This window comes from Caulobacter sp. Root655, from assembly GCF_001427665.1.
Lineage (GTDB): Bacteria > Pseudomonadota > Alphaproteobacteria > Caulobacterales > Caulobacteraceae > Caulobacter.
Genome location: NZ_LMHC01000023.1, coordinates 350,634 through 367,367 on the forward strand (window position 1 = coordinate 350,634; position 16,734 = coordinate 367,367).

General features: G+C 69.3%; 17 protein-coding genes. 13 read left to right on the plus strand and 4 right to left on the minus strand.

The genetic code is table 11. The annotated features are described in order from the left end of the window. Positions 1–28: 28 nt before the first annotated feature. The 7 genes from lptC (at position 29) to spt (ending at position 7,416) form a co-directional block, all read left to right on the plus strand. A complete protein-coding gene (gene lptC, locus ASD79_RS16555) occupies positions 29–658 on the plus strand; it encodes an LPS export ABC transporter periplasmic protein LptC (protein WP_056723557.1) in 630 nt (209 codons plus the stop codon). Further along, positions 655–1,824, plus strand: coding sequence for a hypothetical protein (locus ASD79_RS16560; protein WP_056723559.1), 1,170 nt, complete (start codon positions 655–657; stop codon positions 1,822–1,824). Before lptC ends, ASD79_RS16560 begins: the two co-directional genes overlap by 4 nt. Further along, positions 1,821–3,179, plus strand: coding sequence for a lipopolysaccharide biosynthesis protein (locus ASD79_RS16565; RefSeq protein WP_056723561.1), 1,359 nt, complete (start codon positions 1,821–1,823; stop codon positions 3,177–3,179). Before ASD79_RS16560 ends, ASD79_RS16565 begins: the two co-directional genes overlap by 4 nt. Next, complete coding sequence (locus ASD79_RS16570; protein WP_082584990.1) at positions 3,179–4,894, plus strand: fatty acyl-AMP ligase; 1,716 nt, start codon at positions 3,179–3,181, stop codon at positions 4,892–4,894. The genes ASD79_RS16565 and ASD79_RS16570 overlap by 1 nt, the downstream gene beginning before the upstream one ends. Positions 4,895–4,897: 3 nt before the next feature. After that, a complete protein-coding gene (locus ASD79_RS16575; RefSeq protein ID WP_056723563.1) occupies positions 4,898–5,863 on the plus strand; it encodes an NAD-dependent epimerase/dehydratase family protein in 966 nt (321 codons plus the stop codon). A gap of 80 nt (positions 5,864–5,943) precedes the next feature. After that, the gene (locus ASD79_RS16580; RefSeq protein ID WP_035036900.1) at positions 5,944–6,195 is read left to right on the plus strand and encodes an acyl carrier protein; all 252 of its coding nucleotides are present in this window, start codon (positions 5,944–5,946) and stop codon (positions 6,193–6,195) included. 3 nt (positions 6,196–6,198) lie between these two features. Further along, entirely contained in the window at positions 6,199–7,416 is a 1,218-nt protein-coding gene (gene spt / locus ASD79_RS16585; protein ID WP_056723565.1) for a serine palmitoyltransferase, read from the plus strand. A gap of 42 nt (positions 7,417–7,458) precedes the next feature. Here the strand turns inward: spt and ASD79_RS16590 are convergent, their stop codons facing one another. From ASD79_RS16590 to ASD79_RS16600, 3 genes are read right to left on the minus strand one after another with little or no spacing between them, the layout of a single operon-like run. Beyond that, positions 7,459–8,391 carry a hypothetical protein gene (locus ASD79_RS16590; RefSeq protein WP_056723567.1) on the minus strand — a complete coding sequence of 311 codons (933 nt, stop codon included), beginning with the start codon at positions 8,389–8,391 and terminating at the stop codon, positions 7,459–7,461. Then, a complete protein-coding gene (locus tag ASD79_RS16595; protein ID WP_082584991.1) occupies positions 8,388–9,320 on the minus strand; it encodes a diacylglycerol kinase family protein in 933 nt (310 codons plus the stop codon). The genes ASD79_RS16590 and ASD79_RS16595 overlap by 4 nt, the downstream gene beginning before the upstream one ends. Then, on the minus strand, positions 9,305–10,363 hold the full coding sequence (locus ASD79_RS16600; RefSeq protein ID WP_235524503.1) for a CDP-alcohol phosphatidyltransferase family protein: 1,059 nt from the start codon (positions 10,361–10,363) through the stop codon (positions 9,305–9,307). Before ASD79_RS16600 ends, ASD79_RS16595 begins: the two co-directional genes overlap by 16 nt. 158 nt (positions 10,364–10,521) lie before the next feature. Between ASD79_RS16600 and ASD79_RS16605 the strand changes: the two genes are divergently transcribed. Further along, positions 10,522–11,445: a metallophosphoesterase gene (locus tag ASD79_RS16605; RefSeq protein ID WP_056724090.1), complete on the plus strand. Its 924-nt coding sequence runs from the start codon at positions 10,522–10,524 to the stop codon at positions 11,443–11,445. Here the strand turns inward: ASD79_RS16605 and ASD79_RS16610 are convergent. Next, positions 11,433–11,933, minus strand: a complete 501-nt coding sequence (locus ASD79_RS16610; protein ID WP_056723571.1) for a DUF2141 domain-containing protein — start codon at positions 11,931–11,933, stop codon at positions 11,433–11,435. The two genes, ASD79_RS16605 and ASD79_RS16610, sit on opposite strands and share 13 nt — an antisense overlap. Before the next feature lie 62 nt (positions 11,934–11,995). Between ASD79_RS16610 and ASD79_RS16615 the strand changes: the two genes are divergently transcribed. From ASD79_RS16615 to ASD79_RS16635, 5 genes are read left to right on the plus strand one after another with little or no spacing between them, the layout of a single operon-like run. Further along, complete coding sequence (locus ASD79_RS16615; RefSeq protein ID WP_056723573.1) at positions 11,996–12,433, plus strand: HIT family protein; 438 nt, start codon at positions 11,996–11,998, stop codon at positions 12,431–12,433. Between the two features lie 11 nt (positions 12,434–12,444). After that, complete coding sequence (locus ASD79_RS16620) at positions 12,445–13,662, plus strand: LptF/LptG family permease (RefSeq protein ID WP_056724091.1); 1,218 nt, start codon at positions 12,445–12,447, stop codon at positions 13,660–13,662. After that, on the plus strand, positions 13,659–14,723 hold the full coding sequence (locus tag ASD79_RS16625) for an LptF/LptG family permease (RefSeq protein WP_056723574.1): 1,065 nt from the start codon (positions 13,659–13,661) through the stop codon (positions 14,721–14,723). The genes ASD79_RS16620 and ASD79_RS16625 overlap by 4 nt, the downstream gene beginning before the upstream one ends. Then, complete coding sequence (locus ASD79_RS16630) at positions 14,724–15,875, plus strand: hypothetical protein (protein WP_056723577.1); 1,152 nt, start codon at positions 14,724–14,726, stop codon at positions 15,873–15,875. It begins immediately after the preceding gene. Beyond that, positions 15,872–16,642 (plus strand): NTP transferase domain-containing protein, encoded by a 771-nt coding sequence (locus tag ASD79_RS16635; RefSeq protein WP_056723578.1) that lies wholly within the window; start codon positions 15,872–15,874, stop codon positions 16,640–16,642. Before ASD79_RS16630 ends, ASD79_RS16635 begins: the two co-directional genes overlap by 4 nt. The last annotated feature ends 92 nt before the right edge of the window (positions 16,643–16,734 follow it).

Genomic DNA, 16,734 nt, shown 5'->3' on the forward strand with positions numbered 1-16,734 from the left:
TCGTCCGCCGCCGACAGTTCGTACAGTCATGATCGCCATCAGCCCGACCGCCGCCAAAGAACAGAAGACGCCCCCGCGCAAGAACCGCAACCGCCACCGCAAGCCGGTGCGCGCGCTGCGGACCATCCTGCCGACGATCGCCCTGGGCGTCGCCGTGGCGATCGTCGGCCAGGGCACGATCCGCGCCATGGCGGCCAAGGACGCGCCGCTCGCCGCCAGCGGCGCGCCGCTGCGGATGGAAAACCCCCGCTTCACCGGCACGCTGAAGGACGGCCGCGCCTTCCTGATCACCGCCACCTCGGCGACGCGCGACCCGAACAACGCCGACCAGGTGTTCCTCAAGAGCCCGCAGCTGACCCGCGGCTACGGCTCCGAGGCCCCTACCCACGTGGTGTCCAAGGACGGCGCCTACCAGGAGGAGAAGGGCTCGCTGCTGCTGACCGGCGACGTCAAGATCGACAACGGCGCGGGTTACCGCTTCGCCTCGCAGAAGGCGCTGATCGACACCCGCACCGGCGATCTGGTGGGCAACGCCGCCATCCAGGGCGCGGGCCCCAACAACAGCCAGGTGCAGGCCGACAGCTACACCGTCGGCGACAAGGGCGACCGGGTGATCTTCAAGGGCCGGGTGCGCACGCGCCTTCAACCGCAGCAGTGATCCAGTCCAAAGCCAAGACACGCGGATCCAGGGCCAGGGTCTGCTTCCTCTATATCGCCCAGACCCATCAGATCCTGCACAGCCTGCCGATCGCCATCGCCATGGCCCGCGGCTGGCCCGACATCGACGTCGAGATCGCCGCCACCTCGCAGGAGCACCTGGATTATGTGCGCGGCCTGCTGGACTCCCTGGGCGCCCCGCCGATCACCTCGCGCCTGCTGCCGCCGACCTGGCTGCGGAACCTGCGGCTGAGGGACGCCACCACGCCGCCCAAGGCCCTGATGCTGGCCGCCAACGCCCGGCGGCTGAGCCGCTACGACGCCATCGTCACGCCCGAGCGCACCACCGCCCTGCTGCGCAAGCTGGGGGTCAAGGACAGCCTGCTGGTCTACACCCAGCACGGGGCCGGAGATCGCGGCGGGCCGTTCGAGGCGCGGCTGCGGACGTTCGACCTGGTCATGGCCGCCGGGCCCAAGCAACGCGACCGGATGATCGACGAAGGCTGGATCGCCCCCGGGGCCTGCGCCATGGTCGGCTATCCCAAGTTCGACATCATCGACGCCCTGCCACCCTCGCCCCTGCCCGTCTTCGACCAGGCCAGGCCGGTGGTGCTCTACAATCCCCATTTCCACCCGACCCTGGGCTCGTGGACACGCTGGGGTCGGCGGGTGCTCGAGCAATTCGCCGCCGACCAACGTTACAATTTGGTCTTCGCTCCCCATATCCGCCTCTTCGAAGGCGCCGATCCGAAGACCGTCGAGGCCCTGGCCCCGTTCGTCGATCATCCGCGCATCCACATCGACCTGGGGGGACCGGCCGCGATCGACATGACCTATACCCGCGCGGCCGACATCTATCTGGGCGACGTCTCCAGCCAGGTCTACGAGTTCCTGCGCACGCCCAAGCCCTGCCTGTTCCTCAATGCCGAGGGCGCCGCCTGGGAGGGCGACGAGAGCTTCCACCACTGGCGCTATGGCCCGGTCCTGGACAACGTGGACGGCCTGGCCGACGCCGTCGACTCGGCCCGGCGGACGCACGGCGACTATGTCGAGATCCAGAAGCGCGGCTTCGCCGAGAGCTTCGACCTGCAAGAGACGCCGTCGTCGACGCGCGCCGCCCAGGCGATCGCCGACCGGCTGCCGAAGTTGAACCGTCGGCCCAAATGACCCAGGATTCCAACGTTCTGAAGCGGGTTCTGGCCAATGCCGGAACGCTGCTCGGCGGCCGAACCGTCAACGCCCTGGTCGGCCTGGCCTATATCGCCATGACCGCGCGGGGCCTGGGCGCGGTGCAGATGGGCATGCTGGTGTTGATCAACGCCTACGCCCAGTTCCTCGGCGACGTGGCCAAGTTCCAGTCCTGGCAGACGGTGCTGCAGTACGGGACTGGCGCCCTGCTGGAGGACGACCGCCCGCGCTTCCAGCAGGTGCTGCGCTTCTCGATGCTGCTGGACCTGATCGGGGCGGCGGTCGGGGTGGCCCTAGGGGTCGGCGGCGCGCTGCTGCTGGGCTCGGCCTTCGGCTGGCCGAAGGAGCTAGCCCCAGCCGCCGCGCTCTACGCGCTGTCGATCGCCATGATGACCTCGGCCACCTCGGTGGGCCTGCTGCGCCTGTTCGACCGCTTCCGCTTCCTGGCCGCCGAACAGGCCGTCAGCTCGACCGTACGACTGATCGGCTGCGCGGTGGCCTTCGCGTATGACGCGTCGATCGGCTGGTTCCTGGCCGCCTGGGCGGCCGGCACCGTGGCCTCGTTCCTCTATGTGCTGGGCGTGGCCTGGTGGGACCTGGCGCGCCGCGAACTTCTGCAAGGCTTCACCCTGGCCGGTCCGCTGAGCGAGGGCCTGCCCGGCGCCTGGCGCTTCGCCTGGGCGACCAATTTCAACGGCAGCCTCGACACCGCCTTCACCCACGTCATCACCCTGGTGGTCGGCGCCGTGCTGGGCCCGGCCCAGGCGGCCCTGTGGCGGGTCGGCCGGCAGGTGGCCGACGGCATGGCCAAGCCCGCCAAGCTGCTGGTGCCCGCCCTCTATCCCGAACTGGCCAAGCTGAAGGCCACCGGCGGGGAAAAGGAGATGCACAAGCTGGCCGGCCAGATCGGCGTGATGGGCGGCGCGGTGGCCGGCGTGCTGCTGCTGGTCTGCGTGCTGTTTGGCGGACCGTTGCTGACCCTGGTGATGGGCAAGCCCTTCGCCGCCGCCGCCCCGATCATGACCTGGCAGGTCGCCGCCGCCGCCATCGGCATGCTGGCCCTGCCGCTGGAGCCGATGCTGGTCTCGATGAACAAGGCCGGTTTCGCCCTGCGCGTGCGCGGAGCGGTCTGCGCCATCTACCTGGTGGCCCTGGTCCCGATAATCCGCGCTCTGGGCCTGACCGGGGCCGGCGTCGCCCTGGTCGCCGCCGCCGCCGCCATGGCCCTGGGCATGTTCTGGGCCCTGCGGCGAAGCCTGGCGCAAACCTCCGCCGCCAAAGACGACGAACAAACTTGCGCCGACCGTGAAAACGGCGCCAAAGGCCTTTCCTGATGATGACTCCCCAGATTACCCCCACGTCCTCCTCGCGAACCGTGCGTTTCGCCGATTTCCCCACCCTGACCGCCGCGCTCGACTTCGCGGCGACCGGTGAAACCGGGGTCAACCTCTATTCGCTGCGCGGCGAACTGGTCGAGGCCCTGCCCTACGCCAAGCTGCGCGAGCAGGCCCTGGTTCTGGCCCAGCGCCTGCTGGCCACCGGCGCCAAGCCGGGCGACAGCGTCGGCCTGATCGCCGACACCGACGCCGATTTCGTGCGCGCCTTCTTCGCCTGCCAGTACGCCGGCCTGGTCCCGGCGCCCCTGCCCCTGCCCGCGCCGCTGGGCGGCCGCGAGGCCTATGTCGAACAGATCGCCCGCATGCTGGGCTCGGCCCACGCCAAGCTGCTGATCGGCCAAAACGGCATGAAGGACTGGGTGGCCGAGATCGCCGCCAAGACCGCGCTGAGCTTCGCCGGCGTCCTGGCCGACCTGCCCGAGGCGGCCGGTCATGCGCTGCCCGAGGTCACGCCGGACAACACCTGCTACCTGCAGTTCTCGTCGGGCAGCACGCGCTTCCCGACCGGGGTGCTGGTCACCCACCGCGCCCTGATGGCCAACGCCGTCGCCATCACCCGCGACGGCCTCCAGGTCCGACCGACCGACCGCGCCGTCTCGTGGCTGCCGCTCTATCACGACATGGGCCTGATCGGCTTCCTGCTGAGCCCCATGACCAGCCAGATGTCGGTCGACCTGCTGCCCACCGGGGCCTTCGTGCGCCGGCCGCTGCTGTGGCTGGACCTGATCACCAAGAACGGCGGCACCATCTCCTACAGCCCGACCTTCGGCTTCGAGCTGTGCGCGCGTCGCGCCGAGGTGGCGTCGATCGAGCACCTGGACCTGAAGAACTGGCGCAGCGCCGGCCTGGGCGGCGACATGATCCGCACCGGTCCGCTGAAAGCGTTCTCCGAGCGCTTCGCGGCCGTCGGTTTCTCGGACACGGCCTATGTGGCCAGCTACGGCATGGCCGAGGCGACCCTGGCCCTGTCGATGGCCCCACTGGGCGGCGGCCTGAAGACCGAACGCCTGGATGTCGAGCGCCTGGAGCAGCACGAGGCCGTCGTCACTGAAGACACCGAGCGCTCGCGCGAGTTCGCCCGCAACGGCCCGGCCCTGCCCGGCCACGAGTTGGAAGTGCGCGACGAGAACGGCGCGGTGCTGCCCGAGCGCGGCGTCGGCCGCATCTATGCCCGCGGCCCCAGCCTGATGCGGGAATATTTCGAGCAGCCCGAGGAGACCGCCCGCGTGCTGTCGGCCGACGGCTGGCTGGACACCGGTGACCTGGGCTTCCTGATCGACGGCGAGATCGTCATCACCGGTCGCGGCAAGGACCTGATCATCCTCAACGGCCGCAACATCTGGCCGCAGGACCTGGAATGGACCGCCGAGGCCGAGGTCGAGAGCCTGCGCAGCGGCGACGTCGCGGCCTTCTCGGTGCCCGGCGATGGCGAGGAGACAGTCGTGGTGCTGGTCCAGGCGCGCGGCGGCGACACAGACACCCGCACGACCCTGGTCGAGAAGATCACCGGCGTGCTGCGTTTGCGCCACCAGGTCGAGGCCCAGGTCCAACTGGTCGGGGCCCACGCCCTGCCCCAGACCTCGTCGGGCAAGCTGAGCCGCTCCAAGGCCAGGACCGCCTATCTGGCCGGCGCCTACGCCGAGCGCGTCTAAGCCATGAGCCGGGCTCCGACCGGAGCCGTGGTAGCCGTCACCGGCGCCACCGGTTTTCTGGGCCGTCGCCTGGTCAAGGTCCTCGCCGATGACGGCTGGACGGTGCGCGTGCTGGCCCGCCGCGACATCGCCGATCCGGCGTGGCTGGGCCTCGAACCTCAACTGGTGATCGGCGACCTGGCCAACACCCGGGCTCTGGCGGCGCTGTGCGACGGCGCCGAGGTCGTGGTCCACGTGGCCGGCCTGATCAAGGCCTCGTCCCGCGCCGTGTTCGACCGGGCCAATGTCGAGGGCTCGCGGCAGGTCGCCCTGGCGGCCAAGGCGGCCGGCGCGCGACTCGTCCTGGTCTCCAGCCTGGCGGCGCGCGAGCCGCAATTGTCCGATTACGCGGCCAGCAAACGTGGCGGAGAAGACACGGCCCGCGAAATATTCGGCGAAAGCCTGACCATTGTCCGACCGCCCGCGATCTACGGTCCGGGCGACATCGAAACGCTCAGACTGTTCAAAATGGCCTCCGAGGCGGCGATTTTGCCGGTCCTGGACCCCGCCGCCCGCATGGCCTGGATCCATGCCGACGACGCGGCCGCCTGCATCGCCGCCTTGGTCAAAACGCCGCGCCCCGGGCTCTACGCCTTGTCCGACAACCGTCCGGACGGGTATGGCTGGCGAGAATTGATGCAAACCGCGTCCAAAGCGGTCGGCGCTTCGCCCAGGCTGGTCCGGATTCCGGCGTGGGTGATCAAATCTTTGGCGAAACTGTCAAAATGGGCTTCGATCGCCACAGGCAAGGATACAATTCTCACGCCAGGCAAGGCTCGGGAGTTGCTTCACGCCGATTGGGCCCTATCTAGCAACGATCCGATTCCGGACTTTCCCCCGACGCGGTACCCTCTCGAAGAGGGATTCGCGCAAAGCGTGCGCTGGTATCGCTCGGAAGGCTGGTTGAAGGATAAAAAAGCTCGAAAGTAGCCGATTACGGCGATTTTCTGGCAAGACGCCTGTTACAATTCGGTTATGTAGGACTTTGGTCGGGGATGTCGGCGCGTTCGATGGAAGCTGTTACGGATCTCACTCTGCGTGAAATCGGCTTGGCTACGGGCAAGGTGCTCGGACGCTCGGTCGATGTGACGAACGACACACATATCGGCCGCGATTTGGCTGTAGATTCCTTGGCCCTGATGAACATCATCATGGAGCTCGAAGATAGCTTCGACATCTCCATTCCTCTGGATCGCCTGGCTTCGGTCGAAACGGCCGGAGACCTCGCAAACCTGATCAAAGATCTCCGGAATAGGGCCTAAGCAATGGGGCTGTTCGACAAGCACATCGCATATCGCGACGCATACAACGCGATCCGGCAAGCCGGCGCCGATCCCTTCAGCGTGCGCTTCGACGCCGTGGTCTCGCCGACCGAAGGCGTGATCAACGGCAAACGCACCATCCTGCTGGGCACCAACAACTATCTGGGCCTGACCTTCGACCCCGAGGCGATCGCCTCCTCGGTCAAGGCCGTGCAGGAGCGTGGCACCGGCACGACCGGTTCCCGCATCGCCAACGGCAGCTTCGAGGCCCACGTCGAGCTCGAGACAGCTCTGGCCAAGTTCTACAAGCGCAAGCACGCCATGGTGTTCACCACCGGCTACCAGGCCAATCTGGGCGTGCTGTCGACCCTGGTCGGCCGCGGCGACCACCTGATCCTCGACGCCGACAGCCACGCCAGCATCTATGACGGCGCGCGCCTGGGCCACGCCGAGGTCATCCGCTTCCGCCACAACGACCCGGAAGACCTGTACAAGCGCCTGCGCCGCATGAAAGACGTTCCGGGCGAGCGCCTGATCGTCGTCGAAGGCATCTATTCGATGATCGGCGACATCGCGCCGCTCAAGGAAATCGCCGCCGTGAAACGCGAGCTGGGCGGCTACCTGCTGGTCGACGAAGCCCACTCGATGGGCGTGCTCGGCGAAAACGGCCGCGGCCTGGCCGAACTGGCCGGCGTCGAGGCGGACGTCGACTTCGTGGTCGGCACCTTCTCCAAGAGCCTGGGGGCCATCGGCGGCTTCTGCGTCTCCGACATGGACGACTTCGACGTCATGCGCGTCACCTGCCGTCCCTACATGTTCACCGCTTCCCTGCCGCCGTCGGTGGTCTCCTCGACGGTGACCGCCCTGCGTCGCCTGGAAGAGCAGCCCGAGCTGCGCCACAAGCTGATGGCCAACGCCCGTCGCCTGTACGACGGCCTGAGCTCGATGGGCTTCATGACCGGCCCGACGTCCAGCCCGATCGTGGCGATCACCATGCCCGACACCGAGCGCGCGATCGGCATGTGGAACGCCCTGCTGCAGAACGGCGTCTATCTGAACCTGGCCCTGCCGCCCGCCACCCCGGACAGCCGTCCGCTGCTGCGCACCAGCGTCAGCGCCGCCCACACCGACGAACAGATCGACCAGGTCCTGGCCGTGTTCGCCGAGGTCGGCGCGGCCATGGGTCTGATCGAAAGCCCGCTGCAGCGCGTCTCGGCCTAACCGCCGCTAGATCCAGGAACCTGAAAAGGCCTGAGGGAAACCTCAGGCCTTTTTGGCGTTCTGGGCCTGGCGCGTGCGCCAGAGCCGCCAGAGCACGCCGGGCGCGGCCAGCACCGGATGGCGTTCGCGCCACGGCGTCAGCGGCACCGACAGGCCCGTGTGGCGCTCGATCTTCCAGGCCGCATAGCGCGCCGCCCCGTCGAAGGTGAAGGCGGCCTTGATCAACCGCGCGTAGTTCAGCGGCCGGCCCAGGCGACGGCGCAGCACCCAGGCGGCCTTGATCCGCTTGCGCGCCTCGGGCGGCAGGTTCGGCTGCACCGCGCCCCTCGACACGATGTCCAGCAGCCCCTCCTCCCGCCAGCAAGCGATCAGCAGCCGCTCGTAGCGCGCCACGTCGAAGGCCAGGATCGACTGCTCGCGCCCGCCCTTCTCGACCCGGAACTCGGCGGCGTAGGTCTGCTGGAACAGCGCCGACCAATAGGCCTGCGGCGGCCCCTCCTCGGGACCCAGGGCGGCGGCGAAACGGGCGGCGGTGCGGGCGGCGTCGGCGACCGCGTCGATCACCGCCGGGGCGATGGCCGGGTCGGCGGTCCAGACCAGGGCCGCGGGCTGGACGAAGCGGGTCCAGATCGTGGTGTCCGCGCCCCGCCCCGTCACGGCCCGCTGGAACTGGGCCAGGGTCATCGCGGCGACCTTGGCGCGCAGCACCCGGCCGTCGAGTTCGATCTCGTGATAGCTGACGTCGGGCCACAGCACCCGGCCCGCCAGACCGCGCAAGCCCCGTCGAGGCCCGGCGGTCAGGACGTAGAAATCCATCACGCCGTCCAGGTCGCCGGTCCGCAGGATCGAGCCGTAGAACAGCACCGCAACCGGCGCGTCGAACAGCGCGACCAGCTTGGCCGCGTAGCCCACCGCCAGGCGCGGCGCGGGGGCCGACAGCTCGTCGCGGGTCAGGCTGGCGACGGTTTCTGTCACGAGGCCAGGAACCGCAGGGCCGGCGCCAGCGCCACGGTCAGGCCGCAGCCGCCGTCATAGACGTCGCCGTCGACCACCAGGGGCTGGTCGGTGGTGATGCGCAGGCGCTCGGCGTCGCCGCGCCGATAGCCGTACTGTTCCTGCCAGGCGGAATCGCGCCCCTTCAGCAGGGCCGGGAAGGCGCCGGGCAGCCGCCGGGGCGGCGCGTCGACCTCGAGATACTTCATGCCCTCGCGCGGCGGTCCGAACGGCTTGAGGTTGAACGGCAGGCGCTTGAGGGTGGTGGCCAGGACGATGAAGCGGTCGGCCGTGCGCTTGTCCTGGTCGTCGACGGCCAGGCACAGGGGCACGCCGGCCCGCCACTCGTCGCGGGCCCCGCCCATCACCGTGCCGATCAGCGCGCCCAGCACGCTCATCGCCACCGAGATGCTGTGGAAGGCGCCCAGCTTGTGGACGTTCTGGGCCAGGCTGGTGGCGCGCACGAAGGCCCCCAGACCGAACACGAAGCCGCGCAGCGACGGCCGCCCGTCGTCCCAGCGCACTTCCAGCGGCGCGCGGAGCTTGATCACGGCATTGCCGGACCGGGCCGCCGCGATGGCGTCCTCCAGGGTCCAGTCGCGCGGCACGCCCAGGTCGATGGCCAGAACGTTGGTCTTGCCCGAGGGCAGCAGGGCGATCAGCGGCGGGTTGTCGCCGAAGGCGCGGGGCAGCAGGCTGAGCACATCGCGGATCGTGCCGTCGCCGCCGTCGATGACCAGCAGGCCGACGCCGCACTGGGCGAAGGCCTCCAGGTCCTGCTCCAGGGCCTCGGGGGTCGCGGGCTCGACCAGCAGCACCGCGTCGGGCGTCGAGGTCTCCTCGGCGCGCCCGATATTGGCGTGGCTCCTGGGATTGCGGACGACCCCGATGCGCATCAGCGCGATAACCATGAGACGACGGAACCCTTGGGCGCGACCAGGCCCTGCAGAATCTGGGCGGCATGGACGAGCAAGCAGATCGCCGTCCAGACCGCGACGGCTGTGAATCCGATGTCGGGACGCCCGACCAGGACCGCAAGGGTCAGCAGGATGAGGTTGGGGTTGCGGCGGGCGGTGATCAGCCGGAAGAAGCTGTCGAACGGCCGCCAGGCGTGCATCTCGACCTTGAACAGGGCCAGGAAGATCCCCTCCTCCACCCGCTGGGCGACATAGCCGCCGACGATGATCGCCAGCATCAGCCCGCCATACGGCACGGTGAAGCCCAGGGCTCCGAGGCCAACGAACCAGGCCCACCACCAGAACGGCGGATGCACCAGGTCGATGCCGTGGTCGAAGACGTTGCCCCATTTCGACGAGGTCAGGGTCACCCGCGCCAGCTTGCCATCGACGGTGTCGAGGAAGGTCATGATCCAGGCGCAGACCAGGCCCCAGCCATAATGGCCCGTCCAGAACAGCCCGAAGGCGGCCAGCACCAGCAGGAAGCCGATCAAGGTCACCTGGTTCGGCGTCATCTTCGCCAGCGCGCACCAACGGGTGACGATCCGGGCCGGCGTCGGCCAGACGTACTTGGTCACCAGGTCGGTGACGCCCTTGTACGAGCCCTGGAACAGGCGCCTCTCGACGGCGACTTGGGTCTGCGGCGTCAGGCGCTCCAGCACCGGCGGCTCGCGCTTGCGCAGGGCGCTGTTGTAGGCCGAACCCAGCTCCAGCGCCGTCAGGCGGGTCATGGCCAGGGCGGTGACGTCCTCGCCGGTGTCCAGCCGCACGATGGCGTCCCGAGCCACGGCGGCGGGCACGTTGACGGCGACCACCCGGCCGCTCTCATCGACCAGGGCCACGCCCGGACGCCCGGCCAGGGCCTTGATCAGCGACTCGTCGAACACCCAGCCGGCGTCGACCACCACCACCTCGCCGCGGATGAACACCGTGTCGGGCGTGGCCTCGACCAGGTCCAGGCGGCGGTAGATTCGCGACAGCCGCTCGGCGGAAGTCATCCCCCAGAGGCGGGTTCTGGCCTGGCCCACCGTGACGGCGGACGGGCTGGAGGCCCCCTTCGGATCATTTTCGACGGTCACGTTAAGACAACCCCTTGAAACCCGAGGCGATTGATAAGCAGCTTCGGCTCCTTCCGCCAGAATCCGTGATCCAAGTCTTGTCGATATTCCGCCTCGCCCACCTCTCCGACCTCCACCTGCCGCCGCCGAAGGGCGCTTTTGGCTGGCGAGACCTGCTGTCCAAGCGGCTGCTGAGCCGCATCGCCTGGCGACGCAAGGGCGAGGAACACCGGCCCGAGGTGCTGGCGGCGCTGGTCGCCGACCTCAAGGGTCAGGCCCACGACCATATCGCCATTACCGGCGACCTGACCAACTTCGCGTCGAAGGTCGAACTCGAGGCCGCCCGCCGCTGGCTGGAGGCCCTGGGACCGGCTCGCGACATCACCGTCAGCCCCGGCAACCACGACGCCCTGATCGACCCCGGGCAGGCTCAACCGTTCGCGTCCTGGGCGCCCTGGCTGGGCGACAGCGGCGAGGCGAACTTTCCGCAGGTGCGGGTCCGCGATGGTGTGGCGGTGTTCAACCTCTGCTCGGCCGTGCCGACCGCCCTGCACCTGGCCACCGGCCAGCTGGGCGCGGCGCAACTGGAGCGCCTCGACGCCCTGCTCGGCGATTCCACCTATCATGACCTGTTCCGCGTGGTGCTGCTGCACCACCCGCCGGTGCCGGGCGCGGTGTCCAAGCGCAAGTCGCTGGTCGACCAGGACGACCTGCGGGCCCTGCTGGCCCGGCACGGCGCGGACCTCGTCCTGCACGGCCACGCCCACGAGGCGATGGTGGCGACGACCCCGGGTCCGGACGGAACGATGATCCCGGTGCTGGGCGTGCCTTCCGCCTCGGCGGCCGGCGGCCTTGGCCATCCCGCCGCGCGCTGGCACGGCGTCGAGATCGCCCGCCAGGCGGACGGGTCGCGCGAGGTCAAGGTCGTGGCGCGCGGGCTCGATCCGAAGACCAGCCAGGTGGCGGAGCTGGGCCGCTACGTCCTCACCCAGGCCGGCCGACTGGCGCCTCAACGCGGATAGCGCATGCGGATCCGCAGGGTGATGTTGTCGGAGCCGGTCCTGAAGCGCGCGGCCTCGAACGTCGGCACGCCGAACTTGGTCGGCGCGTCGTTGGAGAAGCCGTAGCCCTCGCCGGGCAGGCCGACGGCGTTGCGGTCGAAGTCGTGGTTGGCGTTGGTGTCGTGATAGACGGCCACCGCGTAGGCGTCGGGTCTGGGCAGGTAGAAACAGACCTGGGTCACCGGCGCCGTGGTCCGGACCCGCGCCCGCATCAGCTTGCCGCGCGGGGCCATGAAGCGGTGCGAGTCGGACGGATAGAGGGTGACGGCGACCTCGCCCTGGTTGGATCTCAGCTGTCCCACCTGGACGATGAGCTTCATGCCGGTCGGACGCCCCTCGCAGTCGCCGCCGCGCGAGGCGACGCCGTCGGATTCCGCCGCCGACGACGACCCGGCCATGGCCGCGAAACCGGCGACGGCCACGGCGAAGAGTGCGGATCGTACTTCCATCAAAAAGGGCGCATCCCTATTGTAAGACCGACGGCGGCTCACGCCCCGAGGCGAGGCCGACCATGACCAATCCCACCGCGACGAGTTTCGGTTTTCCGCGCACCAGGGTCGCCGAAACCGCCAGTTGGCTCATTCTCGTACGTCCCAAGCAGCCGACATTTGGGTCATTGGTCCTGATATGCAAGGAAGAGGCCGAGGCTTTCTCGAAACTGAGTCCCGCCGCGTTCGCCGACCTGAAGACGGCGACGGACGGTATCGAGCGGATGCTGGGCGAGGTCGTGGCGTATGAGAAGATCAACTATCTGATGCTGATGATGGTCGACAAGGACGTGCACTTCCACGTGATCCCGCGCTACGCGGGAACGCGCGAGCATGACGGCCAGGTGTTCCACGACGCCGGCTGGCCCGCCGTTCCGGCCCTGGGCTCCACCGTCGACCTGGACCTGGACGCCGCCGAGCGTCTGGCCCGGACCCTGGCTCAGGCCTGGTCGGCGGCGTGAGCAAGCACCCGATCCCCGTTCCGCACGGCACGTCGCGCCTGCGCCTGATCGACCGCTACCTTCTGCGCCTGCTGTTCTGGCCGATCATCGGTTGCCTGGGCGTGACGGTGATCGCCCTGCTGCTGGAACGCGTGCTGCGGCTGCTGGACGTGCTGTCGCAAAGCAGCGCCCGCTTCGGCTACGTCACCTCGCTGGCCGCCAACCTGGTGCCGCACTATCTGGGCCTGGCCCTGCCCGTGGCGTTCTTCGTGGCCCTGTTCATCGTCATCACCAAGCTGAGCGACGGCTCCGAGATCGACGCCCTGCTGGCCAGCGGCCAGTCCCTGACCCGCATCGCCGCGCCGTTCATCTGTGTCGGCCTGTTCCTGACGGTCTTCAGCCTGATCGTCTTCGGCTACATGCAGCCCTACAGCCGCTACGCCTATCGCGCGGTGATGCACGAGGCCGTCAACGCCGGCTGGAACGGCAAGCTTTCGGGCGGAGCCTTCATCGACGAGCCCAAGCTGCTGATGACCGCCGACGACGCCGACCCCGCGGGCCAGCGCCTGACGCGGGTGTTCATCCGCCGCCTCGACGCCAACGGTCGCGAGGAGGTGATCACCGCCGCCACCGCCGACTTGGCGGCCGACCCGGGGGTCAAGACCGTCACCATGCTGCTGCGCAAGGGCCAGCGGATCGGCCTGGACGCACGCGGCCAGTACCGCACCCTGGTCTTCGACCAGTTCACCACCCAGGTGCCGTTGGCCGGCGCGGCCGCCCTGCTGCGGACCCGTGGCGGCGACGAGCGCGAGCTGACCCTGGGCGAACTGGCCCGACAGGCCGAACTGCCCAAGCCGGTCGTGCCGCGCGCCACCCTGCTGGCCGAACTCTACGGCCGGCTGGCGCGGGCCTTCTTCCTGCCCTTCCTGCCGCTGCTGGCCTTCCCGCTGGGCCTGGCCGCCAAGCGCGGCAACCGCACGCCCGGCCTGATCATCGCCGGCGTGCTGCTGCTGGCCTTCCAGCACAGCCTGCAGCTAGGCCAGAGCCTGGCGGAGTCCGGCAAGGCCATGCCCCTGGCGGCGATCGGCGCGCCGTTCCTGATCTTCACCAGCTTCAGCGTCTGGATGTTCATCGGCAGCCGCAAGCGGCCCGGCCAGACGCCGGTCACCGAACTGATCCGCCGCATGGGCATCGGCATCGTCCGCTTCCGCCGCATGTTCCGGTCCAAGTTCGAACGGGCGAACGCATGAAGATCCAGCTCTACGTCCTGCGCACGGTCGCCACCCGCGTGCTCGGCGCCGCCGTGGTGCTGTTCTCGATCCTGCAGATCCTCGACCTGCTGGAAGTGACCACGGAAATCCTCGACCGCGGCCTGGGCACGGCGGGGGTGCTGTACTACGCCGCCCTGCGCTCGCCGCGCCTGGTCGAGCAGGTGGCGCCGATCGCCACCCTGGCCGGCGGCCTGTTCGCCTTCTCGCAGCTGGCCCGCGAGAGCGCGATCATCGCCATGCGCGCCACCGGCATCTCGGCCTATCGCATCGTCGGCATGGCCATGCCCGTGGCCTTCCTGGTCATGGCCCTGGACTTCAGCTGCTCCCAGATCATCGCCCCACGCACCGACCCGGTCCTGAGCGCCTGGTGGCAGGCCACCACCCCGGTCGCCGACCGCAAGGTTCCGGGACCGCGCAGCTTCCGGGCCGGCGACGACCTGGTGATCGCCGACGGCGCCTCGTCCGACGGCCGCCAGCTGAACGTCGTGAGGGTCTATCGCCGCGACAAGGCCGGTCGCCTGGTCGAGCGCATCGAGGCGCCGACCGCCACCTACGGCCACGGCGGCGGCTGGACCCTGAACAAGCCGGTGATCGTCCGGTTCAACGGCGAGCAGGTCAATGTCGTGCCCGCCGCCCAGATGACCTGGCCCTCGCCGCTGCATCGCCAGGACGTCCAGGCCCTGTTCGCCGACAGCCCGGTGCCGAGCGCCGCCACGGCCCGCCGGGTCCTGCTGAACGGCGGCGGCGACCGTCCGGCGGCCTATTACGAGACCCAGTTCCTGGCCGCCTTCGCCGGACCGTTCGCGGCCCTGGTCATGCTGCTGCTCAGCGCCCCCGTGGCCCTGGCCAATTTCCGCAGCGGCCAGGGCGCGGTGCTGCTGACCGGCGGCCTGGCGGCGGGCCTGATCTTCCTGGTCGCCAACGGCATGCTGACCGCCCTAGGCGAAGGGGGCGCGCTATCGCCGCTCCTGGCCGTCTGGGGCGGCCCCGTGATCTTCGCCGCCCTCGCGGTCTACGCCTTAGTCGTCTTGGAGGGCTGAATGCCGTTCGACACCGTCGATTCCGACCTTACGGTCATTCCCGTCCGCACCAGGGCGGAGCTGAAGCGCTTCATCAACCTGGCCAATCGCCTCAACGCCAAGGACCCCAACTGGGTCGTGCCGTTGATGATGGAGCGGATGGCCGCCCTGACGCCGAAGACCAACCCGTTCTTCGAGCATGCCGAGGTCCAGATGTGGCTGGCCCAGCGGGCCGGCCGCGACGTGGGCCGGATCAGCGCCCAGATCGACGCCCTGGCGGTCCAGGAGCCCGGCCAGAAGACCGGCAATTTCGGGATGATCGCCGCCGAGGACGACCCGGCGGTGTTCAAGATCCTGTTCCGCACCGCCGAGGACTGGCTGCGGGCCCGCGGCTGCACCAACGCCCTGGGCCCGTTCAACCTGTCGATCAACGAGGAGGTCGGCCTGCTGGTCGACGGCTTCGACACCCCGCCGATGGTGATGATGGGCCACGATCCGGCCTATGCCGCCGCGCGGGTCGAGGAGCAGGGCTACGCCAAGGCCAAGGACGTTTACGCCTATGTCTGCGATCCCACCGCCGCCCTGCCGGCCGTGGTGGTGCGCCGGGTCAAGCGCGGCCTGCCCGAGGGCGTGACCCTGCGCCAGCTCGACATGAGCCGCTATGACGAGGAGGTTCGGTCGCTGACCGAGATCCTCAACGACGCCTGGGCCGGCAACTGGGGCTTCGTGCCCACCACCGAGGCCGAGACCGCTCAGCTGGGCAAGGCCCTGAAGGACGTGCTCGACAAGCGCCTGATCCTGTTCGCCGAGATCGACGGCGAGCCCGCCGGCTTCATTGTGCTGCTGCCCAACGTCAACGAGGCCATCGAAGGCCTGAACGGCAAGCTGCTGCCGTTCGGCTGGGCCAGGCTGCTGTGGCGGCTGAAGGTCAAGCGCGTGAAGTCGATCCGCATCCCGCTGATGGGCCTCAAGCGCAAGTTCGCCGACAGCCTGCGCGGCCAGGTCGTGCCCTTCCACCTGATGAACGCCGGCCGCGACGCCGGCCTGGCCCTGGGCTACGACAAGTTCGAATTCTCGTGGGTGCTGGAAGGCAACCTGCCGATGCGGCGGATCTCCGAGGCCATGGGCGCAGAGATCTACAAGACCTACCGCATCTACGAGAAGGCGCTTTGAGCTTCCAGGCTCTGGTCCTGGCCGGCTCGCGCGGCGGGATTGACCCCGTCGCCGACTATGCCGGCGTCAGCCACAAGGGCCTGATCGTCCTGGGCGGCCAGACCCTGCTGACCCGGGTGCTGACGGCGCTGGACCAGGCCGGGGCGCGGCGGATCGGGGTCTCGACCTCGGACGCGGCGCTCGAAGCGGCCCTGGTGGCGATGCTGGCGGCCCCGTCCCTGGCCGCCGACATCCAGGTGCTGGCTTCGGCCGAAGGTCCCAGCCTAAGCGTCCGCCAGGGCGCGGCGGCCATGGGCACGCCCCTGCTGGTCACCACGGTCGACCACGCCCTGCTGCGGCCCGAATGGCTGACCGAGTTCATGGCCGACGCGCCGCAAGACGCCGACATCGCCATCCTGCTGGCCCCCGAGGCCCTGGTGCGGGCCGCCGCGCCGGAGACCAGGCGCACCTATCTGGCGTTTCGCGACGGCCGCTATTCGGGCTGCAACCTGTTCCTGCTCAAGACCGACCGGGCCCTGCAGGCCATCGACCTGTGGCGCAAGGTCGAGCAGCACCGCAAGCAGCCCTGGAAGATCGCCGCCATGCTCGGCCCGGTGATGCTGGGCCGCTACCTGCTGGGCCGCATGACCCTGGACGAGACCGTCAGCCGCATCGGCGCCCTGGCCGGAGTCAAGGCCGTGGCGGTGCGCGCCCGGCACGGGCTGGCGGCGGTGGACGTCGACAAGCCCAGCGACCTGGACCTGGTGCGCAGCCTGGTCGAGGGCTGAGGAACGCGCTTGTTGGCCGTCGCGCCAAGCTCTCGCACCCTCTCGACGATTTTCTCCAAGCCGCGTGTCGATCCGCCAGGGGCTGGTTCGTC